At 67.6% G+C, this 25,628-nt stretch carries 23 protein-coding genes; 12 read left to right on the top strand and 11 right to left on the bottom strand.

The genetic code is table 11. The features are described from left to right. Window positions 1-77 precede the first annotated feature (77 nt). The 7 genes from IG75_RS0125930 to IG75_RS0125900 all read left to right on the top strand — a co-directional run bounded on the left by IG75_RS0125930 (window position 78) and on the right by IG75_RS0125900 (window position 5,958). Window positions 78-1,871 (top strand): ABC transporter substrate-binding protein/permease, encoded by a 1,794-nt coding sequence (locus IG75_RS0125930; protein ID WP_030523808.1) that lies wholly within the window; start codon window positions 78-80, stop codon window positions 1,869-1,871. A 3-nt stretch (window positions 1,872-1,874) separates the two neighbouring features. Beyond that, window positions 1,875-2,600 carry an amino acid ABC transporter ATP-binding protein gene (locus IG75_RS0125925; protein WP_030523809.1) on the top strand — a complete coding sequence of 242 codons (726 nt, stop codon included), beginning with the start codon at window positions 1,875-1,877 and terminating at the stop codon, window positions 2,598-2,600. A gap of 18 nt (window positions 2,601-2,618) precedes the next feature. Beyond that, window positions 2,619-3,125 (top strand): PNPOx family protein, encoded by a 507-nt coding sequence (locus IG75_RS0125920; protein ID WP_210436846.1) that lies wholly within the window; start codon window positions 2,619-2,621, stop codon window positions 3,123-3,125. Window positions 3,126-3,403: 278 nt separating this feature from the next. Beyond that, the gene (locus tag IG75_RS0125915; RefSeq protein ID WP_030523811.1) at window positions 3,404-4,207 is read left to right on the top strand and encodes a hypothetical protein; all 804 of its coding nucleotides are present in this window, start codon (window positions 3,404-3,406) and stop codon (window positions 4,205-4,207) included. A gap of 3 nt (window positions 4,208-4,210) precedes the next feature. Then, a complete protein-coding gene (locus IG75_RS36625; protein ID WP_081877119.1) occupies window positions 4,211-4,525 on the top strand; it encodes a type VII secretion target in 315 nt (104 codons plus the stop codon). Window positions 4,526-4,537: 12 nt separating this feature from the next. After that, complete coding sequence (locus IG75_RS0125905) at window positions 4,538-5,404, top strand: hypothetical protein (protein WP_156059142.1); 867 nt, start codon at window positions 4,538-4,540, stop codon at window positions 5,402-5,404. Further along, window positions 5,401-5,958: a hypothetical protein gene (locus tag IG75_RS0125900; RefSeq protein ID WP_156059144.1), complete on the top strand. Its 558-nt coding sequence runs from the start codon at window positions 5,401-5,403 to the stop codon at window positions 5,956-5,958. Before IG75_RS0125905 ends, IG75_RS0125900 begins: the two co-directional genes overlap by 4 nt. Window positions 5,959-6,509: 551 nt before the next feature. On the opposite strand, the gene IG75_RS38510 is transcribed toward IG75_RS0125900, so the two are convergent. Both IG75_RS38510 and dnaE read right to left on the bottom strand, forming a co-directional pair. Beyond that, on the bottom strand, window positions 6,510-6,677 hold the full coding sequence (locus IG75_RS38510; protein WP_081877120.1) for a DUF4236 domain-containing protein: 168 nt from the start codon (window positions 6,675-6,677) through the stop codon (window positions 6,510-6,512). 176 nt (window positions 6,678-6,853) lie between these two features. Further along, window positions 6,854-10,405 (bottom strand): DNA polymerase III subunit alpha, encoded by a 3,552-nt coding sequence (gene dnaE / locus IG75_RS0125890; protein ID WP_030523815.1) that lies wholly within the window; start codon window positions 10,403-10,405, stop codon window positions 6,854-6,856. A 252-nt stretch (window positions 10,406-10,657) separates the two neighbouring features. On the opposite strand from dnaE, the gene IG75_RS0125885 reads away from it, so the two are divergent. After that, entirely contained in the window at window positions 10,658-11,104 is a 447-nt protein-coding gene (locus tag IG75_RS0125885; protein WP_030523816.1) for a hypothetical protein, read from the top strand. A 470-nt stretch (window positions 11,105-11,574) separates the two neighbouring features. Continuing rightward, complete coding sequence (locus IG75_RS0125880; RefSeq protein WP_030523817.1) at window positions 11,575-12,744, top strand: sensor histidine kinase; 1,170 nt, start codon at window positions 11,575-11,577, stop codon at window positions 12,742-12,744. A 105-nt stretch (window positions 12,745-12,849) separates the two neighbouring features. On the opposite strand, the gene IG75_RS0125875 is transcribed toward IG75_RS0125880, so the two are convergent. The 7 genes from IG75_RS0125875 to IG75_RS0125845 form a co-directional block, all read right to left on the bottom strand. Then, window positions 12,850-14,484: a solute symporter family protein gene (locus tag IG75_RS0125875; RefSeq protein ID WP_030523818.1), complete on the bottom strand. Its 1,635-nt coding sequence runs from the start codon at window positions 14,482-14,484 to the stop codon at window positions 12,850-12,852. Next, a complete protein-coding gene (locus tag IG75_RS0125870; RefSeq protein ID WP_030523819.1) occupies window positions 14,481-14,834 on the bottom strand; it encodes a DUF485 domain-containing protein in 354 nt (117 codons plus the stop codon). The genes IG75_RS0125875 and IG75_RS0125870 overlap by 4 nt, the downstream gene beginning before the upstream one ends. A gap of 162 nt (window positions 14,835-14,996) precedes the next feature. Beyond that, entirely contained in the window at window positions 14,997-16,754 is a 1,758-nt protein-coding gene (locus IG75_RS0125865; protein ID WP_030523820.1) for a sodium/solute symporter, read from the bottom strand. Between the two features lie 45 nt (window positions 16,755-16,799). After that, complete coding sequence (locus IG75_RS0125860; protein WP_030523821.1) at window positions 16,800-17,168, bottom strand: hypothetical protein; 369 nt, start codon at window positions 17,166-17,168, stop codon at window positions 16,800-16,802. Continuing rightward, entirely contained in the window at window positions 17,165-17,917 is a 753-nt protein-coding gene (locus IG75_RS0125855; RefSeq protein WP_030523822.1) for a LytR/AlgR family response regulator transcription factor, read from the bottom strand. Before IG75_RS0125855 ends, IG75_RS0125860 begins: the two co-directional genes overlap by 4 nt. Window positions 17,918-18,002: 85 nt before the next feature. Beyond that, entirely contained in the window at window positions 18,003-18,464 is a 462-nt protein-coding gene (locus IG75_RS0125850; RefSeq protein ID WP_030523823.1) for a VOC family protein, read from the bottom strand. Between the two features lie 92 nt (window positions 18,465-18,556). Further along, window positions 18,557-19,447 carry a hypothetical protein gene (locus tag IG75_RS0125845; protein ID WP_051714946.1) on the bottom strand — a complete coding sequence of 297 codons (891 nt, stop codon included), beginning with the start codon at window positions 19,445-19,447 and terminating at the stop codon, window positions 18,557-18,559. Window positions 19,448-19,662: 215 nt separating this feature from the next. On the opposite strand from IG75_RS0125845, the gene lspA reads away from it, so the two are divergent. The 3 genes from lspA to IG75_RS0125830 are packed head-to-tail and all read left to right on the top strand — an operon-like array spanning window position 19,663 to window position 22,037. Beyond that, window positions 19,663-20,409, top strand: a complete 747-nt coding sequence (lspA, locus tag IG75_RS36620) for a signal peptidase II (protein WP_081877121.1) — start codon at window positions 19,663-19,665, stop codon at window positions 20,407-20,409. Continuing rightward, on the top strand, window positions 20,406-21,332 hold the full coding sequence (locus IG75_RS0125835; protein ID WP_030523826.1) for an RluA family pseudouridine synthase: 927 nt from the start codon (window positions 20,406-20,408) through the stop codon (window positions 21,330-21,332). Before lspA ends, IG75_RS0125835 begins: the two co-directional genes overlap by 4 nt. 6 nt (window positions 21,333-21,338) lie before the next feature. Further along, window positions 21,339-22,037, top strand: a complete 699-nt coding sequence (locus IG75_RS0125830; protein WP_245713202.1) for a hypothetical protein — start codon at window positions 21,339-21,341, stop codon at window positions 22,035-22,037. On the opposite strand, the gene IG75_RS0125825 is transcribed toward IG75_RS0125830, so the two are convergent. Further along, window positions 22,038-22,856 carry a PhzF family phenazine biosynthesis protein gene (locus tag IG75_RS0125825; protein ID WP_030523828.1) on the bottom strand — a complete coding sequence of 273 codons (819 nt, stop codon included), beginning with the start codon at window positions 22,854-22,856 and terminating at the stop codon, window positions 22,038-22,040. Window positions 22,857-23,181: 325 nt separating this feature from the next. After that, a complete protein-coding gene (locus IG75_RS0125820; protein WP_030523829.1) occupies window positions 23,182-25,608 on the bottom strand; it encodes an HAD-IC family P-type ATPase in 2,427 nt (808 codons plus the stop codon). Between the last annotated feature and the right edge of the window lie 20 nt (window positions 25,609-25,628).

Here is a 25,628-nt window from a genome sequence, read left to right as displayed (position 1 = left end):
CCGGTGGCCGCGGTGCCGCGGCCACACCCGACCCGGGTGCCCGGACCGGGTCGGGGCGGACGCTAGGGTGGTCGATCATGCCTGGTCTGCCCGTTCCGCGCGCCCGCGCGCTGCTCGCCGTTCTGCTGGTCGCCGTCGCCCTGCTGGCGACCGCGTGCGGCAGCGGCGGCGGTGACGGCGCCGCCCGCGACCTGTGCGCGCCGCCCGGACCGGAGGCGGCTACCGCGGCCCCGGCGAACCTCACCGCACCGGGTGCGGGCAAAGAGGATCGTTTCACCACCGAATCGACCGAACCGCCGGCCGCGGTGGACGTCTCCCGGCTGGGTCTGATCCGGCCAGGTGTGCTAAGCGTCGGTACCCTCTCCGACGCGCCGCCCAGTATCTGTGTGAACTCCGCCGGCGCGTTCACCGGTTTCGACAACGAACTGCTGCGGGCAGTGGCCGCGAAGATCGGGCTGCGGGTCGAGTTCTCCGGCACCGAGTTCGCCGGCCTGCTGGCCCAGGTCGCGGGCAAGCGGTTCGATGTCGGGTCGTCCAACATCACCACCACCGACGCCCGGCGTGAGATGGTCGGTTTCACCAACGGCTACGACTTCGGCTACTTCTCGCTGGTGGTCAAGGATGGCAGCGCGGTGCACGGGTTCGCCGATCTCGGGCCCGGTTCCCGCGTCGCGGTGGTGCAGGGCACGGTCCAGGACGAATACGTCGTCAACGAACTCGGCCTGGACCCGGTGAAATTCCCCGACTACAACACCGCGTACGCGAATGTGAAAACCGGCCAGGTGGACGCGTGGGTCGCCCCCTCGGCGCAGGCCCAGGGCGCGATCGCGCCGGGTGATGCGACCTCGGTCGTGGACAACTCGTTCAGTCTGGACAATTTCGTCGCCTGGGCGGTCGCCAAGGAGAACAAGCCACTGATCGACGCGCTCAACTCCGGGTTGGACGCGGTGATCGCCGACGGCACCTACGCCCGGCTCTACAGCGACTGGGTGCCGCGGGAGCTACCCCCCGGCTGGAAACCCGGCTCGAAGGCCGCACCGGCCCCGCAACTGCCCGATTTCGCCGCCCTCGTCGCCGAACAGGGCCCGCAGCAGCAGACCGCGCAGGCGCCGAAATCGACGCTGGAACAGCTCCGCGACACCTTCTTCGACTGGTCGCTCTACCGGCAGGCTCTCCCGGACCTGTTCAAGACCGGCCTGCCCAACACGCTGATCCTCGCGCTGGTCTCCGGCGTGCTGGGCACCCTGATCGGCATGCTGCTCGCGGTGGCCGGAATCTCGCGGACCCGCTGGTTGCGCTGGCCGGCCCGGGTGTACACCGATATCTTCCGCGGCCTGCCCGCGGTGGTCATCATCCTGCTCATCGGACTGGGGGTCGGGCCGGTGGTCAGCGGCCTCACCGGCAACAATCCCTACTGGCTCGGCGCGGTGGCGCTGGCCCTGCTCGCCTCGGCCTATATCGGCGAGATCTTCCGCTCCGGTATCCAATCGGTGGAGCCGGGGCAGCTCGAGGCCGCCCGGGCGATCGGCTTCGGCTACCGGCAGGCGATGACGCTGGTGGTGATCCCCCAGGGGGTCCGCCGAGTGCTGCCCGCGCTGATGAACCAGTTCATCGCGTTGATCAAGGATTCGTCGCTGATCTACTTCCTGGGGCTGCTGGCCACCCAGCGTGAACTGTTCGCGGTCGGCCGTGACCTCAACGCCCAGACCGGCAACCTGTCACCGCTGGTGGCCGCCGGCCTGGTCTATCTGCTGCTGACCATCCCACTCACCCATCTGGTGAACTACATCGACCGGCGGATGCGCACCGGCCGGCCCGATCAGCCGATCGACCCGGTCGAGCAGTCCGCCATCACCGAAGGCCGGGGGTAACCGATGAGCGCCTCACTGACCGGCACCGGACTCCACCTACGGCTGGGCGGTAATCAGATTCTGCGCGGGGTGGACATCCACGTCGACGCGGGGAAGACCACCACGGTGATCGGGCCGTCCGGTTCCGGGAAATCCACCCTGCTGCGCGTCCTCAATCGCCTGCACGAACCCGAGGCCGGGGACATCCTGATCGACGGCGAGTCGGTGCTCACCGAGAACCCCGACCGCCTGCGGCAGCGCATCGGAATGGTCTTCCAGCAGTTCAATCTCTTCCCGCACCGGACGGTGGCCGACAATATCGCGCTGGGACCGCGCAAGCTGCGCGGCCTGTCCAAGGACGAGGCCCGCACCCTGGCGCTGGAACAGCTCGAGGTCGTGGGGCTCACCGGCAAGGCCGACTCCCGGCCCGCCAACCTCTCCGGTGGTCAGCAACAGCGGGTGGCGATCGCCCGGGCGCTGGCCATGAAACCGGACATCATGTTCTTCGACGAGGCCACCTCCGCGCTGGACCCGGAACTGGTCAAGGGTGTGCTCGCGCTGATGTCGGAGCTGGCCGCGGGCGGTATGTCGATGGTCGTGGTGACGCACGAGATGGGGTTCGCCCGCAGCGTCTCCGACCATGTGGTGTTCATGGACGGCGGTGTGGTGGTGGAGTCGGGCAGCCCGGACCAACTTTTCGACAATGCCGGAACACCGCGACTGCGCAGGTTTCTCGACCAGGTGCTGTGACGCGACAATACTGAACCCATGAGCGAGGATCCCCCGGCGGCGAACCCCTACGGCACCCCGACCACCAGCGGACCGCGGCCCATCGGCCGGGCCCAGGGCCTGACCAACCGAGTGGTCCGCACACTGCTACGGCTACCAGGACTGTCCGGCGTGGTCGGCAAACGGCTGGCGACGCTGCATGTGGTAGGCCGGAAATCCGGTCGCGCCTACGATATCCCGGTCGCCTACACCGCCCACGGACAGACACTCCTGATCGGCACATCCCGGCGACCATGGGTGCGGAACCTGGCGACCGGCACCCCCCTCACCCTCACCCGCGGCGGCCGGCCCGAACAGTTCGACCCGGTCGTGCACACCACGGCCGAGGACGTGCTGCGACTGTTCGAGATCATCGCCCGGGACAACCGGACCAATGCCGGCTACAACGGCATCGGTTTCGATGCCGAGGGCAATCCCAACAAGGCCGACATCTACCAGACCTGGCAGCAGGGTGGTGTCGTCATCGAACTGCGGCCGGTGCGATGACACGGAACCGGCCGCGTATCGGGCGACCGCACCTGGCGTGAACGCCCGGTCGGCCGAGCCATCATCACGGGCCCCCGGTGCTCTGCGGTGCCCGACGATGCCACGGCTGGGTGAGTACGTACGCAGGGTTGACAAACGTGCGGGCGCCGGAGAAGCTGATCTGCGGAACAGCGGGGAGTTGCTTCGTATCGAAAAAAGGGGGACGTCAGTGCTTTTGCGTAGCCGATAACCGTAGTCGCATTCGAAGAGTAAAGCACGCAGAGGCAGGACTCGGCAGTATGTCACCACCGGGCTATAACGGCGGATTTTTCAATCACTACGACGACCCGGACGAGTTCTGGGACGAGGATCCACTGACCCCGATGCAAGGGGATGCAAACAGCTCGCACCCGACACCGATCACACATCCCGTTCCCCAACCCGCTGAATATCCCACCCCCGGAACGGGACCGGATCGCGAATCCTCGGCTCCTACCTGGACGCATTCGGATTCGTTCACTGCGGAAGATACGCAAGCCGCGCCGGGCTATTCGTTCGCGACAGTCGAAGTCGATCGAGGTCTGCTACCGATACAGTTGCGACTCAGCTCGCAGTGGCACCGCCACGTGGACCCCGGCGATACAGGCGACGAGTTGATGCGCGCATACAAGAAGTCGGTCGAAGCCTGTCTGGGCAAACTGGTGACCGGCGAATTCCGCCACGCTTGCCCGGTTCCCGACCGTCGCACGGTTCTGATGCTCCTCCTCGACACATCGAGCTGGTCGGAATATCGCGAAGCCCAGCGGCGCATACTCACGCGAGGCATCTTCGATGTGCACGGTCGAGCGCTGATCGACGGCGCACCTGCCATCTCGATCGCAGCGGACTGTTTTCAGCTGAAATCGATATACGTACGGCCGGAATGGGCACAAAAAGCCCATCCGATGGACCTGGTCGACGAATTCCTGTCTCTCGCGGATCGGGTTCGCGAGCTCCGGCCGAGTTTTCCGGTTCGTGGCGATTACTCGAGATATTCGGACGAGGATCTCGAATTTCATCATTCTCGCCATCGCGACAGTCTCATAGAAGGTTTGAGGGTCTAGATCATGGCCACACCGTCACAGCAAGCCATTACCGTTGCCGTAGGCGCAGTCCGCACCGCTGCCAACAATTGGGGCGAGGCCGCTGCTGCCTTGGAAACAGCGCGAGTCGCCACCGCGGGCGCAAAATTCGAACAGCTCGAAGCGGGCGTATTCGTTCTGGCATACGAAAAATACAAGGACGTTCCCGATTTCTTCGCCGAACGAATGAAAGAGGGAATTTCAGTGTGCAATGAAATTGCTACGACACTCCGCCAGGTGGCAGATACCTACGAAGCCGAGGATGCGCAGAACGCGCATGCACTCAGTAATCTCTACTAGGGGGGAGACAGCATGGCGGAAGATACGAATCCACAGACCAGAACAGACCTGACCACCAATATCGAACAAATTAGAACGAAGGCGGAAGAGCTCAAAGACCAGCCGGATAGAGTCAATGACGCATTCGGGAATATCGTTCTGGCCGTTCGCGTCACCGGTTGGGGATTTTTCGGGCTCGTGGGAGGCGGGGGCGCCGAAGCCGTCGTCGACCGACTCTGGGACGAGCGGGACAAGGTACTGAAATATATCGAGGACGCCGGCACCGAACTGGCGGAACTGATCAAGGGTATAGCGGTACCCATCACGTTCATAAATTACGCCAATGCATGGCGGGATGTCGCGAGCGCGATCACCAACGCCGGTACTCAGATCGATGAGACCAAACTCAATGCCCATTGGACCGGAATTGCCGCCGAGGCATACGAAAATTCTCGTATTCGGCAGGCGAAACCGTGTGGACAGCAGGCGCTTCCGGCCTCGTGCGAAACGATTGCAACCTCCCTGGAGGATGTCGCGGTAAAAACACTGGAACTCTATCGGGAAATAGTCGAAGCGATTCTCTCGTTGATCTCCAGCATCGGCGAGATAGTTGCGGCCGCGGCGACCGGCCCGGTCGCCGCGGCCCAAACCGGTGATATCGTCGCAGCAATCGGAAACGCCTACAATGCAATCGCCCAGGCGGTAGGAAGTATCGCCTCGTCGGCACAGAACAGCATCATCAATGGGAACAAGATCGCGCAGGCCAGTTCGGATATCGACGGACTACCCGATAATAAATGGCCGCCGATGGCCGTCGATGATAATTCCAAGTTCGATGACGCAACCGTATTGGACGGCACGAACAAATGGTCGGTCAAGACAGATAGGGTGACACAATGAGTGGGGTCGCGTGGCGCTCGAATGTCGCGGCTGCAGCAATCGTCTCCATTGCGTTCGTTCCTGCCTGCGGAGCGGACAGCAGCCATAACACTGCACCGACCGAATCCAGCCATACAATTCGAGACCAGTGCGACAGAACGCTCACCTTCTTCGAAAACGACCTCGGAATAGACGATTTGGCTATCGAATACGGATCCGACGATCCCGATGCCGAAATCGGCCGGGGAGCGACGTGTACGCTGACAAAGGCCTCCGTGGTGGGCGTGGGTGAAACGCGGCTTCGGGCAACGCTACCGAACGAGTCGGAACCCGCGTTGGTCAAGGGCGACCCGAACTACATTGCTCAAAATGGGTACGACGAGAAGGTGTGGGTGAACCAGTCCGATGGTTCGGTTCGGATCGTCACCACAGCGGACGGCTGGCAGGGAACGCTGAACCTCAATTCGGACCAGGTCAATAATGTCGGCGAAGAACCGAAACTCGATCTTTCCGACCATGATGTTCGTGCGGCATCGGAGTTCCTGATCGACTTGACCAGGGAATTGACGTCATAGAACTGAACTCGAGCTTTTACGGGGAGCGTGCCGACCTGATTTGTTCGGGTGGCCCGTGCAGCGGGTTCGCTACCGAGTTTCCCGGGCTCCGTAGTGGTCGTTCTGGCAACTGGTCAGGCGACTTGCAGCCTGCCCGGGCGGTGAGTGCGACAGTGGTGGCCAAGGCCGGCTGGACAGTCGTGACCGGGACCCGGCGAGCGATCCGGCCGGTGTCGAGACCAGGTCAGGCGCAGTGTTTTCGGTCCCAGCGACGGCTCGGCTGTCGCGCTGGGAGAAGTATTTATGGCCCCCTATCAGGTCGAGGACGAGTACGACGATCGCGAGGCACATCCGATCGACGGCCAAGCCGCGGAAGGGATTCTGCGCGCGCCGGTGTCGTTCATGGTGTGGTTGCGGTCTTCACACCGGACCAACGGCGGCGACACGGCATCGGTTTCCATGCCGAGGGCAATCCGAACAAGGCCACTATCTACCAGGCCTGGCAGCGGGGCGGTGTGGTGATCGAACCGGGTCCGCGCTCCGGTGACCGGAATCCGGCCGCACCGGTGTGCTCAGCGCTGACGCCAGCTCAGCGGCCCCGGTAGATCGACGCTGTTCTTCTTCGTGCGGGAGTTCCACGACCACGGGCCGATCTTGATACTCCACGAGGACAGCCCCGACTGGGTGTAATTCAACTTCAACGGTCCGAAGGACTGGCGTTTACGGAACCTGATGGGCATGAGCGAAACCTCCCTAGCTCTGCCCCAGGATAGCGGATCGGGCCGAGCCGCCGAGGTTTTCACCGGTCAGCCGACGACGCTTCGTCGAGCACGTCCGGTGTGCCGGGGACCCGACACCACAACAACGCCACCGGCGTCGAGCAGGCGGCACAATAACCACCTACCCGCCCGGACGCTCAGCTCGCCAGGCAGCCCGGCCCGAGCAGGGCCTTCAGATCACCCATGAGTGCCGAAGACGGCTCCACCCGCAAACTGTCGTCCAGTTTCAGCAGGGTCGTCTTCTCGCGCGCACCCACATGCCGGACATGCACATCCGAGGTCCCCGGATGCCGGGACAGCACTCGCTTGAGCTCGCCGATCTTATCCGGGGTGCACATCCGGGTGGAGATGGTGACGGCCAGCGGTTTCGCCACCCCGATCGCCGACAGATCCGGTACGGCGAGATCGTTGGCGATGAGCGAGATCCGGTCGTCCCGCATGGAGACGCGGGCTTTCACCAGGACCACCGCGTCCTCCACCACATCCATGCCGTACACGGAATAGGCCTGCGGGAAGAACAGTACTTCGATACCGCCGGTGAGATCCTCGAGCTGGCAGGATGCCCATGCCAGACCGTTCTTGTTGATCCGGCGATTCACCGAGGCGAGGATGCCGCCGACGGTGACCTGGGTACCGTCCTTGATATCGCCCTCGAGAATGGTCGGGATCTGGGTATCGGCCTGGGCGGCGAGCACGTGGTCGACGCCGTTGAGCGGGTGACCGGATACGTAGAGTCCGAGCATCTCCCGCTCCAGCGCGAGGCGATGTTTGCTCTCCCACTCCTCGTCGGGCACCTTCACATCGAAGACCGACGCCACCGATTCGCCGCTGTCGTCGTCCATTCCGCCGAACAGGTCGAACTGGCCGATGGCCTCGGCCTTCTTGGTCGACATGACCGCGTCGATGGCGTCCGAGTGCACCAGCATGAGCCCCTTGCGGGGATGGTTCAGCGAATCGAAGGCCCCCGCCTTGATGAGCGATTCGGTGACCTTCTTGGTGCAGGCCACCGTATCGATCTTGTTCAGATAATCGGAGAAATCGGTGAACTTCGATTTCTCGGTGCGGGCGTTGATGATCGAGTTCACGACGTTCTGACCGACATTGCGCACCGCGCCGAGCCCGAACCGGATATCCGCGCCGACCGAGGCGAAGTTGGTCTCCGATTCGTTCACATCCGGCGGCAGCACGGTGATACCGAGTTTGCGGCAGTCCGACAGATAGATCGCGGCCTTGTCCTTGTCGTCACCGACCGAGGTGAGCAGCCCCGCCATGTATTCGGCCTTGTAGTTGGCCTTGAGGTAGGCGGTCCAGAAGGAGACCAGCCCGTAGCCCGCGGCATGCGATTTGTTGAACGCGTATCCGGCGAACGGGAGAATCGTGTCCCACAGTGCTTTGATCGCCGGTTTGGAAAAGCCGTTGGACTGCATACCGGCCTCGAAGCCCTCGAATTCGGCCTCGAGTACTTCGGCTTTCTTCTTACCCATCGCGCGGCGCAGGATATCGGCTCGGCCGAGCGAATACCCGGCGACCTTCTGCGCGATCTGCATGATCTGTTCCTGATAGACGATCAGGCCGAAGGTGTCGGCGAGGATCTCCTTCAGGGGTTCTTCCAGTTCCGGGTGGATCGGCTTGACCTGTTGCCGGCCGTTCTTGCGATCGGCGTAGTCGTTGTGCGCGTTCATGCCCATCGGACCGGGGCGGTACAGCGCGAGCACCGCGACGATGTCCTCGAAGCCGGTGGGTTGCATCCGGCGCAGCAGATCGCGCATGGCGCTGCCGTCGAGCTGGAAGACGCCGAGAGTGTCACCGCGCGAGAGCAGTTCGTAGGTGGCCGGATCGTCGAGCGGCAGATTGTCCATATCGAGGTCGATACCGCGATTAAATTTGATGTTGTCCAGCGCGTCACCGATGACGGTGAGGTTGCGCAGGCCCAGGAAGTCCATCTTCAACAGGCCGATGGCCTCACACGACGGATAGTCCCAGCCGGTGATGATGGCGCCGTCCTGCGCCCGCTTCCACAGCGGGATCGCCTCCATCAGCGGTTCGGAGGACATGATGACCGCACAGGCGTGCACGCCCGCGTTACGGATCAGGCCCTCGAGGCCACGGGCGGTCTCGTAGATCTTGGCGACATCGGGGTTGCTGCCGATGAGTTCGCGGACCTCGGCGGCCTCCTTGTACCGCTCGTGCTGGGGGTCCATGATCCCCGACAGCGGGATGTCCTTGGCCATGATCGGCGGCGGCAGCGCCTTGGAGATCTGATCGGCGATGGCGAACCCGGGCTGGCCGAACTGGACGCGCGCCGAATCCTTGATGGCGGCCTTGGTTTTAATGGTGCCGAAGGTGATGACCTGGGCCACCCGGTCGCTGCCCCAGCGGTCGGTGGCGTAGCGCACCATCTCACCGCGGCGGCGATCGTCGAAGTCGATATCGATATCGGGCATCGAGACGCGTTCGGGATTGAGGAAGCGCTCGAACAGCAGCCCGTGCGGGATCGGGTCGATATTGGTGATGCCCATGGCGTAGGCGACCAGCGATCCGGCCGCCGAACCACGGCCCGGGCCGACGCGGATACCGACCTCACGGGCATGGTTGATCAGGTCGCCGACCACCAGGAAGTAGGCCGGGAAACCCATTTCGATGATTACGTCGAGTTCGAATTCCGCACGTTCGACGTACTCGCGCGGCACCCCGTCCGGGAAACGCCGTTCCAGGCCGCGGTGTACCTCCTTGCGCAGCCAGCCGGACTGGTCCTCGCCCTCGGGCACCGGGAAGACCGGCATCCGGTCGCGGTGCTCCCACACCTCGGCGTAGGACTGGACCCGCTCCCCGATCCAGACGGTGTTGTCGCAGGCGCCGGGCACTTCGGCATCCCACAGCGCACGCATCTCGGCCGCGGATTTCAGGAAGTATCCGTCCCCGTCGAATTTGAACCGGGTGGGGTCCGACAGGGTCTTACCGGTCTGGACGCAGAGCAGCGCCTCGTGGTTGCTCGACTGCTCCTTGGTGACGTAGTGGCAGTCGTTGGTGGCCAGCGGTGGGATGTCGAGGGCCCGGCCGACCTCGAGCAGGCCCTGGCGGACCCGCTTCTCGATGGACAGACCGTGGTCCATCACCTCGAGGAAGAAATTGTCGCGGCCGAAGATCTCCTGCCATTTGGCGGCGGCCTCCAGCGCTTCGCGCTCGTGCCCCAGCCGCAGCCGGGTCTGCACCTCACCGGACGGGCAGCCGGTGGTGGCGATGATGCCCTCGGCGTGGGCGGCGATGAGCTCCTCGTCCATCCGGGCCCATTTACCGAGCTGGCCCTCGATACTTGCCAGCGAGGACAGTTTGAACAGGTTCCGCAGCCCGGTCGCGTTCTCGGCGACCATGGTCATATGGGTGTAGGCGCCGGAACCGGAGACATCGTCGCTCTTCTGGCCGGGATCGCCCCACTGGATACGCTTGGTGTCGAACCGGGAGCCGGGAGCGATATAGGCCTCGATCCCGATGATCGGCTTGATCCCGGCCTTCTTCGCCGAGTGGAAGAACTCGGCCGCGCCGTACATGTTGCCGTGGTCGGTCATCCCCACCGCGGTCATACCGAGGCGGTCGGCCTCGGCGAACAACGGTGAGATCTTGGCGGCACCGTCGAGCATCGAGTACTCGGTGTGGTTGTGCAGATGAACGAATCCGGACGAGGCGGCCAAGATCTGTCCTTCCTCCCAATGGCTCGGCGGGGGTTGGTGTAGCGAGTTTATGCGCACCGTCCGACCGGTTCGGCGCCGGATGGGCGTGCCCGCGGGGCCCGGGCGTGTCGGCGCAGGTGTCCCGGCGCGGGAAACCGATTCGGCCCCCGGCACGCTCGGTCACTGGTAGGGTCGTGCCGCGTCACATCCGGCGGATCTCCGCCCGGCCCCCGATCGACCCCGCACGCGCACGACCGACCAGCGAGGTGAACGATGACAGCACGCAGGACCACGCTCGCGCTGCCCGCCGCAGCCGCACTCGCGCTGGGGACGCTGGCGGCCACCGCCGCTCCCGCCGCGGCCGACGGCGGCTCGTTCCAGACGATCTACTCCCTCACCGACGGCCCGTGCGTCGCCCAGGTCGACACCTCGGTCAACGGTCCCGGCTACCCGGAGCACGCGTCGTTCACCGTCTCGACCATCATGTTCGGCATCGGGTCGTGCACCCTGCCGATCACCCTGAACTGGCGCAATCTCGACACCGGCGAGACCGGGTCGGCCACCCAGAACGCGACCGGCCCGGGATACTGGATGAACGACGGCCGCTCGGCCCTGTTCCGTCCCGGGATCGGGCGTTTCACCGCGACCGTCAGCGTCGGCGCGGCCCACACCCCCGAATCGGGGTCCGTGGAATTCGTCGTCCAGAAGTACCAGGGGTGATCACCGGCCCCCGCAGACAGCCTCCGGCCCGTTCGGCGTAATCGGTTCCGGGCGGCCCCGAGCGGCCCTCCCCCGACCTCCTTCCACCCGGCGCGCTCGCGACGCCGGGCCTCCGAATTCGGCTCGCCGACGCGGGCCGGTCATCGCTTCCGGAGAAGGTTTCCCGCGGCAATGGCGGTTGCTGCGGGAAGCGTGAGACGATGACCGGCCCCCGTCGGCGAGCCGGACCGGCAACGATCGGCCGGCGGCCCGGGTCACGACAGTGTCCGGCGTGACGGGTAGGGCCGAGCCGCGGTGCGTACCGGCGATCCGGGCCGGGCGAGCCGCCGGCGGACACCGGCGATCCGGGCCGCGTGAGCCGCTGGTGCGCCTGCTCGTAGCATGTGCCCGGGTCGGTCGCCGGCGAGGCCGCGCGGCGGATCGGCGGATCGGTACAGCGGCGCGACGGCCGGGACGGGACAGGGAGTGCGATGACCGCGACCTTGCTCACCGTGTCCGGCGCGGCGGTACTGATCGCCGCGGCACTGCTCGTCTGGGCGCGGCCGCGGCGGATGGTCACCACCCCCGCCGAACGCGCGGTGCACACGGCGCTGCACACCGCCTCCCTGGCGGCCCGGCCGCTGCGCCGGGGCCTCACCCGGGAGTCCGCGCAGGAGGCCGCCCCGCATCTGCGGGCCCTGGTCGGGGCCGAGGGGCTCGGGGTGAGCGATTCCGAGGGGGCGCTCCTCGCCTGGGACGGCGTGCACGAGCCGCTGGCGGCCGAGTTCACCGGGACGGCCCGGCGAGCCGTCGCGGCGCAGCGGCCCGTACTGGCGCATCTGCCCGAGACCGATCATCCGGGGCGCACCCTGGTCACCCAGCCGTTGCTCAGTGACAACGGCACCGTCGTGGGGGCGCTGGGCATGGTCACCGGCAGCCGGCCGGGTCCCGGCGCGCTCGGTGCGCTGGCCGAAGTCGCCCGGTATGCGTGCGGCCAACTGGAACTCGCCGAACTCGACGCCTCCCGGGCCCGGCTCGACCGTGCCGAGGTCCGCGCGCTGCGGGCCCAGATCAGCCCGCATTTCATCTACAACGCCCTGAACACCATCGCCTCGTTCGTCCGCACCGACCCGGACCGGGCCCGGGAACTCATCCTGGATTTCGCGGACTTCACCCGGTATTCGTTCCGCGACGCCGGGGAGTACACGGTGCTGGCCGACGAACTCAGCAATATCGAGCGCTATCTCGAACTCGAACGCGCCCGGTTCGGGCCGGCGCTGCAGGTGCGGTTGCGGATCGCCCCCGAGGTGCTCGGCGTCACCCTGCCCTTCCTCGCCCTGCAACCGCTGGTGGAGAATGCCGTCCGTCACGGGCTGGCGGCCACGCCGGGTGGTGGCACGGTCACCATCGAAGCCCTCGACGCCGGGACCGACTGTGTACTCAGTGTGGAGGACGACGGCGCCGGTATGGATCCCGATCTGCTGCGGTCCGGAACACTGGACACGGCCGCGGAGGGAGCGCATATCGGCCTGGCCAATGTGGACGACCGATTGCGGGCCGCCTTCGGCAACGACTACGGGCTGGTGGTGGATACCGCGCCCGGCGCCGGGACCAGAGTGAGTATGCGGGTGCCCAAGTTCCGCCCCGGAATCCGGCCGTGACGCGAAACGGCCGAGCCCCGCTCACCCTCACAGAGCGGGGTCCGGCCGGCCTGCGCCGAGCAGTACGGGGCCCGGATACCGCCGACACGGCATCCGGGCCCGCGCTCAGTGCGCGACCGCTTTTTCGGCGCCCACGCCGGTCAGTGCCCGGACCTCCATTTCCGCGGCCTTGGCCGGATCTTCGGTGTCCTTGCCGCCGAGGTAGGTGCCGATCACGCCGAGCACGAACGCCAGGGGAATGGACACGATGCCCGGGTTGGACAGGGGGAACCAGTCGAAATCCAGATCCGGCAGCATCGCGGTCGGCGATCCGGAGACCGCCGGGGAGAACACGATCAGCACGACCGTGGAGATCAGTCCGCCGTACATGCTGAACAGCGCGCCGGTGGTGTTGAACCGCCGCCAGAACAGCGAGTACAGAATGGTCGGCAGGTTCGCCGAGGCGGCAACCGCGAACGCCAGTGCCACCAGGAAGGCGATGTTCTGGCCGTTGGCCAGGATGCCCAGGGCGATGGCCAGCAGGCCGATCACCACCGCGGTGATCCGGGAGACCCGGACCTGGGCGGCGTCGTCGGCTTTACCGCGCCGGATGACATTGGCGTAGATATCGTGGGCGAACGAGGCCGATGCCGTGATGGTGAGTCCGGCGACCACCGCGAGGATGGTCGCGAACGCCACCGCCGAGATGATGCCCAGCAGGATCACGCCACCGAGTTCGAAGGCCAGCAGCGGTGCCGCGGCGTTCTGTCCGCCGGCCGCGCCGAGTATCCGGTCCGGGCCGACGATCGCCGCCGCGCCGTAGCCGAGCACCAGGGTGAACAGGTAGAAGGCGCCGATCAACGCGATCGCCCAGACCACCGAGCGGCGGGCCTCCTTGGCGGTCGGCACGGTGTAGAAGCGCATCAGCACATGCGGCAGACCCGCGGTGCCCAGTACGAGCGCCAGGCCGAGTGAGACGAAGTTCAGTTTCGACATCTCGCTGCCGCCGTACTGCGCGCCGGGGGCGAGGACATCCCGCGCGGCCACCTTCGCGTTCTCGGACCCGCCGATCGCGCTCTGCGCACCGGAAAGGATGCCGGAGGGATCGAACCCGAACTTCGCCAGCACCATCACCGTCATCACCGCGGCGCCCGCGATGAGCAGGACCGCCTTGATGATCTGCACCCAGGTGGTGCCCTTCATTCCGCCCACCAGCACGTACACGATCATCAGCACACCGACCACGGCGATCACCACGGCCTGCCCGGTCTTACTGGAGACATCCAGCAGCAGGGCCACCAGACCACCGGCGCCGGCCATCTGGGCGAGCAGGTAGAACAGCGAGACGGCCAGGGTGCTGATCGCGGCCGCGGTGCGCACGGGCCGCTGCTTCAGCCGGAAGCTCAGCACATCGGCCATGGTGAACTTGCCGGTGTTCCGGAGCATTTCGGCCACCAGCAGCAGCGCCACCAGCCAGGCGACGAGGAAGCCGATCGAATAGAGGAAGCCGTCGTAGCCGTAGACCGCGATGGCGCCGGCGATCCCGAGGAAGCTCGCCGCGGACAGATAGTCCCCGGCGATGGCGATCCCGTTCTGCGGCCCGGTGAAACCGCGGCCACCGGTGAAATAGTCGGTGGCGCCGGAGGTGTTGCGGCCCGCCCAGAACACCACAACCATGGTGACCGCGACGAACAGCGCGAAGATGGCGATATTGGCGACCGGATTGCCGACCGTGGCGTCGGCGGCGTACAGCGTGTTCACGACCGGTTTCCTTCCAGTTCGGCGCGGAGCGCGGCGGCCCGCGGGTCCAGTTCCCGGTTGGCGAAGCGGACGTAGAGGCCGGTGATCAGGAAGGTCGAGACGAACTGGCCCAGCCCCAGCAGCAGTCCTATATTGATCTCACCGAACACCGGAGTGGCCATGAAATCGTGCGCGTAGGCGCCGAGCAGCACATAACCGAGGTACCAGAGCAGGAACAGGGCGGCCATGGGAAAAATGAAGCGGCGCAGCCGGTTACGGAGCTCCTGGAACTCCGGGCTCGCCTGCGCGGCGACGAAATCGGGCGGCGGGTCGGCCCGCTCCCCGCTTTTGTCGAGATCGATATCGGTCATGCCGGGTCCCTCATCATGTGACGTGTATTACCTGAGCAGAAGGTAGCGGCCCGAAGGGGATTCGAGACCCTTGTGACGGGAGTCACTCGGTGGAGACGGGGAAGTGTGCGGTGAGCGGTCGCTGGGCCGCGACGAGCGGTCGGGCCCGGTCGCTGCCGCCGATCAGTCCGGCCGGTGCCCGGGCACGCGGTCGGCGCCCATGCCCAGCCGCTCCGGGGCGTGCATCCGGACGAACGCCCGGCCCACTCCCGGCGGTCGCGGGGTCCAGCGGCTGACCAGCACCATGGTCGCGAAGGCCAGCGGGACCGCCACGGCCGCGGGATATCCGAGCAGCGCCGCGGCCCAGCCGTCCGCCAGGTGGCCGGAGACGCCGCCCAGCACGGAGACCAGGGTCGCCGCGCCCGCCACGGTGCCACCGGTCACCAGACCGGCGGCCGCGCCCACCGCGGTGAGGCCGCGCCACCAGATCCCGAGCACCAGCAGTGGGCACAGGGTCGCGGCCGCGAGCGAGAACGCCAGCCCCACTGTGCGGGACAGGTCCAGCGAGACCACGCCCAGCGACAGTGTCAGCGGTACCGCGCCGGCGACCAGCGCCGCGACCCGGAAGTCCCGGATCCGCCCGCGCAGCACATCCGTACTCAGCACGCCGGCGATACTCACCACCAGCCCCGAGGATGTGGACAGGAAAGCGGCCATGGCGCCCGCCGCGACCAGCGCCGCCAGCAGCTGCCCGGGCAGCCCCGCCAGCGCCGACGAGGGCAGCAGCAGGACCGCGGCGTCGGAGGTCCCGGTGATCAGCAGTTGCGGCACATAGAGCCGGGCGAAGACACCCAGCAGCACCGGGAACAGATAGAAGGTGCCGACCAGCGCGATCACGGCGAGCGCGGTGGAGCGGGCGGCCCGGCCGTCGCGGTTGGTGTAGAAGCGGACGAGGACATGCGGTAATCCCATGGTGCCCAGGAATGTGGCGATCATCAGCGAGTACACCTGATACCGCGGATGCGGTCCGGCGAAACCGCCACCGGGCAACAGCCAGTGCGCGCCGTCGGCCGGAGCGCCCGCCACCACCGGCACCGCCGCGCCCGGGTCGAGCACCAGCCGGGTGTCCCGGGCCAATTCGTGAATACCCGCCGCCAGCAGGACCGGACCGTCCACCGTGCGGTCGTCCAAGACCCCGTGCACCGAGACCCACTGCGGTGCGGCCAATTGCACGAGTACCGGAGTGGTCACCTCCACCGTGGTCTGTTCGCTCACCGTCGGCGGGGCGGGCGCGCCGAGTTCGCGATCGCCGCCGGGCCGGTCGGCGGCGAAGAAATGCACCAGCAGAACGAGCGCGGGCAGCGCCACCGCGGTCAGTTTCAGCCAGTACTGGAAGGCCTGGACCAGGGTTATCGACCGCATTCCCCCGGAAACGACATTGGCCACCACGATCACCGCCACCGCGACCGCCCCCACCCAGCCCGGTACGCCCAGCAGAATGCGCAACGTCAGCCCGGCGCCCTGGAACTGCGGGATCACGTACACCGCGCACACCAGCACCACCACCACGGCGGCGAGGCGGCGCAACCGCGGCGACCCCCACCGGAACTCGGCGAAATCCGGCACGGTGTAGGCCCCCGACCGCCGCAGCGGCGCCGCCACGAAAAGCAGCAGCGCCAGATACCCGGCGGTGAAACCCACCGGGTACCACAGGGCGTCGGCGCCGTATTTGGCGATCAGCCCGGCGACCCCGAGGAACGATGCGGCGGACAGATACTCACCGGAGACCGCGGCGGCGTTCCAGCGTGGGCCGACACTGCGGGAGGCCACCAGGAAATCCGAGGTCGTGCGCGCCCAACGCACCCCGTACACACCGAGGACGACGGTCGCCAGCGCCGCCGCGAGCAGCGCCGCCACCGTGAGGCCGGATGCGGTCACCATCCCGGCCTGCCCCTCGACCCGGTCCGTGCCCCCGGCGCGGGCCGCTCAATCACCGGTGAGCTCGAGGAAATCGTTCTCGTTGCGCTCGGCCAGCCGCAGGTACACCCGCCCGGTGAGCCACAGCAGCGGATAGGCGGCGCCGCCGAGCACCAGCCACGGCAGCCGGATACCCAGCATCACCGTCTCGGCGATCGCGGTGACGCCGAACAGCAGCGGGAGCGCGGCGAGGAGCAGCGCGATCACCAGACCACAGCTCAGGGCCAGCCCCAGTTGCGCCCGGATGAGCCCGCCGATCAGCGCCTCGCCGATCTCGGTCTGTTCGGCGACCTCCACCCGGGTCCGGACGCGGCGCGCGCCCCGGCGTTCGGCGAGCACCACCCGCCGGCGGGGCGGCCGCGGGGCGGGACCGATCATCGCCGGTCCGGCGCCGGATGCGGTCCGTGCACCAGTCGCTGTTTGAGTTCGCGCACCTGGCGACGGCTCACCGGAAGCTCCACCCGCTGCGCCCCGCGCAGACACACCAGCGTGCCCGAACCCACCGTCCGCAGCCCGGTCACCCGCCCGAGCGCCACCAGATACGAGCGGTGCACCCGCAGGAAATCTTCGCGCCAGCGGTCCTGCAACGCCGAAAGTGGGATGCGCACCAGATGGGAACCGGTATCGGTGTGCAGCCGGGCGTAGTCTCCTTCGGCTTCCACCCAGTTCACCTGGGACCGATGCACCAGCGTGGTGACCCCGCCCAGCTCGACCGGAATGACTTCGTGGCCCCCGGCCGCCCCCGGCTCCGGTTCCGGCTCGGCGCGGGTGCGGCGGTCGGCGATCCGCCGCACCGCGGCCCCCAGCCGCTGTCGGCGCACCGGTTTGAGCAGGTAGTCCACCGCGCCCAGATCGAACGCGGCCACCGCGTGGTCCTCGTGCGCGGTGACGAAGACGATCGCCGGCGGGTGCACGAATTCGGCGAGCACCCCGGCCAGTTCCATACCGTCCAGGCCCGGCATATTGATATCCAGGAAGACCGCGTCGATCGCGTGCGCCCGCAGAATCCGCAGCGCGCCGGTCGCGTCGGCGGCGCCGTGCAGTTCGGTCACCGCGGGTTCGGCGCGCAGCAGATAGAGCAGCTCGTCCAGCGCCGGCTGCTCGTCGTCCACGGCCAGCACCCGCATCCGCCAGACCCTTCCTGCTCCTTCGACTCGCCCATCGTAGTCATCGGGGTCCGGCCGCGGGTCCGGTACGGGGGTTCGGGGCCGATCAGGATCCGAGCTGGTCCATTCGCCGTTGCATCTCCTCGGGCTCGATATCCTCCACATGGGTGGCGACGGTCCACTGATGCCCCCACGGGTCCACGAACGAACCGGTCCGGTCACCGTAGAACTGGGTCTGCGGGGCGCTGATCTCGGTGGCGCCGGCGGCGAGCGCCGCGGCGTGGGCCGCGTCCATATCCGGTACGTACACATAGAGGTTGACCGGGGTGCCGCCGATCGAATGCGGGTCCCGGAACGCCATATCGGGGGCCGGGTCGCCGAGCATCAGCACCGAATTGCCGATCAGGAGCTCACAGTGCATCACGGTGTCGCCGGGACCCGGGATCCGCATCCGTTCGGTGGCCCCCAGCACCCGTTTGTAGAACTCCACCGCGTCCGCTGCCCCGGCGATCGCCAGACCGGGGGAAATAGTGGGATAACCGTCGGGAACAGGGGGAACATCGGACATCACGGGACCTCCGGTCTCGGAGAGTTGTGTCGGACACCTGTGAGCCTATGCCCGGTTCCCGCCGATGGCCGCGGACGAACACGGCCGCCGGATCAGCCGCCCCAGCTGACGTTCGTCTCGATGACCTGACGCAGCACCGTCGAGGTGCGCGGGTCGCGGTAGAACTGGTGGCCGCCGATCGAGATCGACCCGGCCACCGGCAGCGGCAGGCCGAGGTCCACGGTGATATCTCCGCTGCCCTGCATCGCGTAGTCCTCGATATCGAGCATGCCGGCCTCGTTCGGCAGATCCCAGATACTCGATTTCGGCGTCTGGGTGACGTCGAGCCGGATGGACAACCGTCCACCGTCGCGGGCGACCAGGGTGGCGGTGGTGACCTGGTCGAGGTCGACGCCGCCGCCCACGGTCTGCTGTACCCGCCATACCGCGCCCACCCCGACCGGTTCGTCGGGGAAGGTGATGGATCGGTAGACCGCCTGGTAGAAAGCCTGTTCCAGGGCAGCTCGCGCGGAATTCGAGGTATCGGGAGCGGGCGCCAGACGCAGCGCGGTGATCCCGCCGAGTTCGCTCATCTCGAACCCGGCGTGCGTCCCGTCGGCGGCGGTCAGCGCCTCCGACAACGCCGGATCGGACGTCGTCACCGAACCGAGGGCGAGTTCCACCCCGTCGGCATCGGTGGTGGCCGTCATCGGGATGGTCAGCGCCGGACTGGAGAAATCGCGGACCTGCTGGGAATCGATCTGCTGCTGGATACGGTGATCGGTGCGCAACGTCACCGCCTGGATCGTGCCGTCGTAGTAGGACGGCCGCAACATCGAACGGGGCTCCTCGCCGTGGTCCACCGTGGTGACCACGGCCGCCGCGATCGGCACGGTGACCTCGCCTATTCCGAGCGGTTCGGTGCCGTCGGCCTCCGCTCCGGAGTCGCCGCCGTCGCCGCAGCCGGAACCGAAAGCGGTGAGACCCACCGCGAGAACCACCATCAGCACTCTGGACCTTGCCAGGCGGGGCGTGGGAAACGAACACAACACCGTCACGCCCGACAGCCTACGAGGCGTACCTGAGCGTGGGCTGGGACATCGCGCCGACTTCCGGAAGCACCGCCCGGCACCGGCGCCGGCACCGCGACACACCGGGGCGGCGGCCCGTCACCGGTGCGCGCGGGTGCCCACGGTACTGGGCCGTCCCTCCTCGAGAGATGATGGTCGGCGTGAGTGAGGACCGGCCTACGCCAGAGCAGGACCCCGACGACCGCCCCGGCGGGACCGGCGCGCAGCCGCGGCAGCGGCTGCGGCTACTGCTGGCGGTCGCCGCGACGCTGTTCGCGCTCGACCTGGTCACCAAGATCATCGTGGTCGCCCGGATACGCCCCGGCGAACCGGTGTCGATCATCGGTGACTTCGTGGAACTGGTGCTGGTGCGCAATCCGGGCGCCGCGTTCTCCATGGCCACCGGCATGACCTGGTTGCTGACCCTGATCGCGACCGCGGTGGTGATCGGGGTGCTGCGCATCGGCCGCACCCTGCGCTCGACCCTGTGGGCGATCGGACTCGGCGGGGTCCTCGGCGGCGCACTCGGCAACCTGATGGACCGGCTGTTCCGCGCGCCGGGCCCGCTACAGGGTCATGTGGTGGATTTCGTCTCGGTCGGCTGGTGGCCGGTGTTCAATGTGGCCGATTCCTCGATCGTGTGTGGAGCGATCCTGCTGGTGACGCTCACCGTCTTCGGTTTCGAACCCGACGGCACCCGCTACAAGGACAAGGAGAAGGCTGCGTCCACCACGGATTCCGCCCCGGCCCCGCCCGACGAGCCCGGCCCCGGCCGGGACCGCTCCGCCGGTGACGCCGCACCCGAGGACTCCGCGGCCGGCGCCGCTCCGGAGTCCACCGCCGGCAAGGGGTCCGGAACATCCGCCACCGCCGACGGCAAGGAGACCGCCGCATGAGAGAGACCAGGACGATGCCCGTCCCCGACGGACTCGACGGGATGCGGGTGGACGCCGGCCTCGCGCGGCTGCTCGGACTGTCCCGGACCGCGGTCGCGGCCCTGGCCGAAGAAGGGTCGGTGCAGCTCGACGGAGTGGCCGCCGGCAAATCCGACCGGCTCACCGCGGGCGCCTGGCTCGAAGTGGTGTTCCCCGAACCGCGCCGGGAGCTGAATATCGAAGCCGAACCGGTAGAGGGTATGAAGATCCTCTACGCCGACGACGATATCGTCGCCGTGGACAAACCGGTCGGCGTCGCCGCGCACACCGGAGTCGGATGGAGCGGGCCCACCGTGGTCGGTGGACTGGCCGCGGCCGGCTACCGGATCTCCACCTCCGGGGCGCACGAACGGCAGGGCATCGTGCACCGCCTCGATGTCGGCACCTCCGGGGTGATGGTGGTGGCCCAGTCCGAACACGCCTACACCGTGCTCAAGCGCGCGTTCAAACAGCGCACCGTGGACAAGCGCTACCACGCCCTGGTCCAGGGCCATCCCGACCCCAGCAGCGGCACCATCGACGCCCCCATCGGCCGGGCCCGCGGTAACGACTGGAAATTCGCGGTCACCTCCGACGGCCGGCCCAGCGTCACCCACTACGACACCGTGGAAGCGTTCCAGGCGGCGAGCCTGCTCGATATCCATCTGGAAACCGGCCGCACCCATCAGATCCGGGTGCACTTCTCCGCCATCCGGCACCCCTGCTGCGGTGATCTCACCTACGGCGCCGATCCCCGGCTCGCCGAACGGCTCGGACTGCAACGCCAGTGGCTGCACGCCCGATCGCTGGGCTTCCAGCACCCCGCCGACGGCCGCTATCTGGAGATCACCAGCGAATACCCCGACGACCTCACCCACGCGTTGCGCGTGCTACGCGACGCCTGACCGCCTATGCCCGAGAGACCCGCAGCCCCGCCGCGTCGGCCCCGCAATATCCGCCGGGGGCTCGGCTACGGCGCGGCCGCGGCCGCCTGCGGTGTCTTCGTCCTCGCACTCGGCTACCTGATCCCTCCGGCCGAGGAGATCGTCTCCACCGACCGCCTCGGACCCGACCAGGGCGAGTCCATCGCCGAATACCTCGACCGGGCCCGGGAATCGCTCACCGGGACAGACAGTGCGGACCGGTGGGCGCTGGTGTCGTTCACCGAGTACCGGCCCGCTACGGAGTTACGCGGCCAGGTCGGGGAGCTGCGCATCGGCCAGGCGCTGTACCGGGTCCCGCTCCCCCGGGTCGCGACCCCGCTGGTCGCGGTCCAGACCCCCGCCGGTGACATCGCCCTGCGGCGCTCCGGCGCCGACGCCGCCTGGCAACTGACCGACCAACGCCGCTACATCGGCGACGACCGCACCGCCCGCACCCTGGACGTGGTCATCGCGCGCCTGCGCGCGGACTGCGCCTGCTCCCCCGGGGTCGTCGTCCGGGCCCCGCTGCCCCGGCTCCGCGAACTCGCCGGGCAGCCCGGAATCCGCGCGGTGCACGCGCTACCGGCCGACGCCGTCGCCGGACGGTTCGCCGTCGGCCCCTTGCTCCCCGACAGCCCCGACCCCGTGGGCCCGCCACCGGACGACGGGCCCGTCCCACCGGCCTGATCAGAAATCCAGTGTCACCACACCGTCCAGATAACGGCGGCAGCGACCGGTCAGCAACACCCGGTCCGCGACCAGCTCGACCCCGAGCGAGCCACCCCGCCGGGACAGCTGACGCGCGGTCAACCTGCTGCGCCCGAGCTCGGCACTCCACAGCGGCGCCAGCTGGGCATGCGCCGAACCGGTCACCGGATCCTCCGGCACCCCCACCCCCGGCGCGAAGAACCGAGAGACGAAATCCACCTCGTCCCCCCGGGCGGTGACCACCACACCCCGCTGCACCTTCGGAAAGGCACTCAAGGCCGGTGCCAGCTCCCGGACCTGCCGCTCACTGTCCACCACCACGACCACATCCGCGCCCGAGTACACCCGCACCGGCTCCACCCCCAGCGCCGCCACCAGTGCCGCATCCGGTTCGGCCGGTACGGAGGCCACCGCGGGCAGATCCAGCACGTACTCGTCGTCATCGGTGCGATCCACCCGCAACCAGCCACTATGGGTGAAGAAACCGACCCGGTCCTCGCCCGGCTGGATATCGCAGAGAATATGCGCCGCCGCCGCCAATGTGGCGTGCCCGCACATCACCACCTCGGTCGTCGGCGTGAACCAGCGCAGATGGTAGGCGGGCCGGCTCCCCGGCGGCACCCCTGCCTCCGTGGGTAACCGGGAGGTATAGAAGGCCGTCTCGGCGAGATTGTTCTCCTCGGCCAACTGTTGCAGCACGGTATCGGGCAACCAGGTGGGCAACGGCATCACCGCTGCCGGGTTCCCGGAGAACGGTGCGTCGGCGAACGCGTCGATCTGGTGCAGCAGAACCTCCATGCCACGAGTCTATTGGCGCTGTGTTTTCGGCGCGCTGGCGCGCGCGGGGTTGAGGCCCCCTCGGTCCCGCCGTTCAGCGCCCGAGACTCGCGGCTTCGCCGCATGCACTTCGGGCGCTGAACGGCGGGACGGGCCTCAACCCTTTCAGGGCCTCGTAAGACTCGGCACCGAGATAGCACACCCGTTCGTGAAAGGCGACCAGAACCCCGCCCGCCCAAGCGGTCGAGTCGGCATCCGATCCGACCATCGAATGCCGACGCAACCCCATGCGTCGAGTGTTGCGAGACACCTCAAAGGGTTGAGGCCCGTCTCGCCGGCTCTTACCTCAAGATTCCCCCGGCGCCGCGGGGATCAGTTTGTGCGACTCCCCCCGCACACTCGCCTGGACCCACCAGGCGACCTCCACCAGCACGATCCCCACCGCGCCGCAGGCGAACGCGGCCGTGGTCAGGCGCACGTTGGACGGGTCGAGCGCGAAGAATTCACGGGTGAAGGGGACCGTGAACAGCACCAGGTAGGCCGCCACCGAGACCGCGATCAGTACGACCTTCCACCAGGTGTAGGGGCGGGCGACGATCGCCAGCACCCAGACCGCGATCATGATGAGGGTGATGAGCGCGGTGGTGCCGGCCTGCATCTTCTGCTGTTCGCTGGCCTCCGGGCCGGCGTAGGCGATGAGGTAGGCGACAAAGGTCGCGGTACCGATGACCACGCCCGAGGGGATCGCCAGCCGCATCACCCGGCCGACGAAACCGGTGCGGGCCCGTTCGTTGTTCGGGGCCAGCGACAGGATGAAGGCGGGGATACCGATGGTGAACCAGGCCGCGATCGTCACGTGCCGGGGCAGGAACGGGTAGCCGATGGGTTCATAGCCGAAGATCTGCGAGCCCACACCGGCGACGCCGATCAGAAAGGCCAGCAGCACCGAGTAGACGGTTTTGGTCAGGAACAGGTTGGAGACCCGTTCGATATTGCCGATCACCCGGCGGCCCTCGCCCACCACATACGGCAGGGTGGCGAATCTGTTGTCCAGCAGCACGATCTGCGCGACCGCCCGGGTGGCCGGGCTACCCGCGCCCATGGCCACACCGATATCGGCGTCCTTGAGTGCCAGCACGTCGTTGACCCCGTCGCCGGTCATGGCCACGGTGTGCCCGCGGGACTGCAGCGCGCCGACCATGGCCCGCTTCTGGTCGGGGCGGACCCGCCCGAAGGTGGTCCGCTCCTCCAGTACGCCGGCGAGTTCGGCGCGGTCCTCGGGCAGGGTCCGCGCGTCGACGGCGTGGTCGCCGCCGGGCAGGTCCAGGGAGGAGGCGACCGCGCCCACCGAGACGGCGTTGTCCCCGGAGATCACCTTGATCGACACGTCCTGGCTCGCGAAGTAGTCCAGGGTGTCGCGGGCGTCGGGCCGTACTTTCTGTTCGAGGACCACCAGGGCGACCGGGGTGATGGTCCCGGGGGCGCCGGTCGCGTCCACCGCGCGGTCGCCGCGGGCGAGCAGGAGCACACGCAGACCGGTGGCGCCGAGTTCCTCGGCGGCGCGGGCATCGGCCGATCCGGAGTCGAGCAGCACGTCGGGTGCGCCCAGCAGCCAGTCCCCGTGCTCTCCGTAGGAGAAACCGCTCCACTTCTTGGCCGAGGAGAACGGTGCCACGGCCGTGTACTCCCAATCGGGTGCCCCCGGGAGTGCTTCGGCGATGGCCTGGACGCTGGCATTGGGCCGGGGATCGTCGGCGGCCATGGCGGCCAGCGCCTGCCGTGCCCGGTCCTCGGCGTCCGGACCGGTGTCGATCATCCGGAGTTCGGCCAGGCGCATACCGTTCTCGGTGAGGGTGCCGGTCTTGTCCGCGCACACCACATCCACTCGGGCCAGTCCCTCGATGGCGGGCAGCTCCTGGACCAGGCATTTGCGCTGCCCCAGCCGCACCACACCGACCGCGAACGCGATCGAGGTCATCAGCACCAGGCCCTCGGGCACCATCGGCACCAGCGCGGCCACCATCCCGGTGACGGCCGGCCGCCAGGACTCTCCGCTGGACACCAGCTGGTTGTAGATGCTCAGGGCGCCGGCGGGGATGAGCAGATAGGTGATGACCTTGAGGATGGTGTCGATACCGTTGCGCAGTTCCGAGTTCACCAGGGTGAACTTGCTGGCCTCGTCGGCCAGTTTCGCGGCGTAGGCGTCCTTGCCGACCTTGGTCGCCCGATAGGCGCCCGAACCGGACACCACATAGCTGCCCGAGAGCACCTGCGCGCCGGATTCTTTGGCGACATCGTCGGATTCGCCGGTGAGCAGAGATTCGTCGATCTCGAGCAGTTCGGCTTCGACCACCTCGCCGTCGACCACGATCTGGTCACCGGGTCCGAGTTCGATGAGATCGTCGAGGACCACCTCATTGGGCGCGACCTGTTCGGACTTACCGTCCCGGCGCACAGTCGGTTTCGCCTGCCCGACGATCGCCAACCGGTCCAGGGTGCGTTTGGCCCGGATCTCCTGCACGATGCCGACCGCGCTGTTGGCCACGATCAGCAGCCCGAACATTCCGTCGATCACCGATCCGGTGGCCATCACCAGGACGAACAGCACGCCCAGGATGGCATTGATCCGGGTGAACACATTCGCCCGGACGATATCGCGCACCGAACGGCTGGCCCGGTCCGGCACATCGTTGGTGAGCCCGTCGCGCCGGCGCTGCGCCACCTCCGCGGCGGTGAGACCGGGCATCCCGACGGACTGCACAGTTGTCGACATGGCTGTCAGAGTAGCCACCG

It is taken from the genome of Nocardia rhamnosiphila NBRC 108938, assembly GCF_000720425.1.
Classification (GTDB): domain Bacteria; phylum Actinomycetota; class Actinomycetes; order Mycobacteriales; family Mycobacteriaceae; genus Nocardia; species Nocardia rhamnosiphila.
The sequence above is the reverse complement of the archived record's forward strand: the minus strand, read 5'-3'. Positions and strand labels throughout refer to the sequence as shown.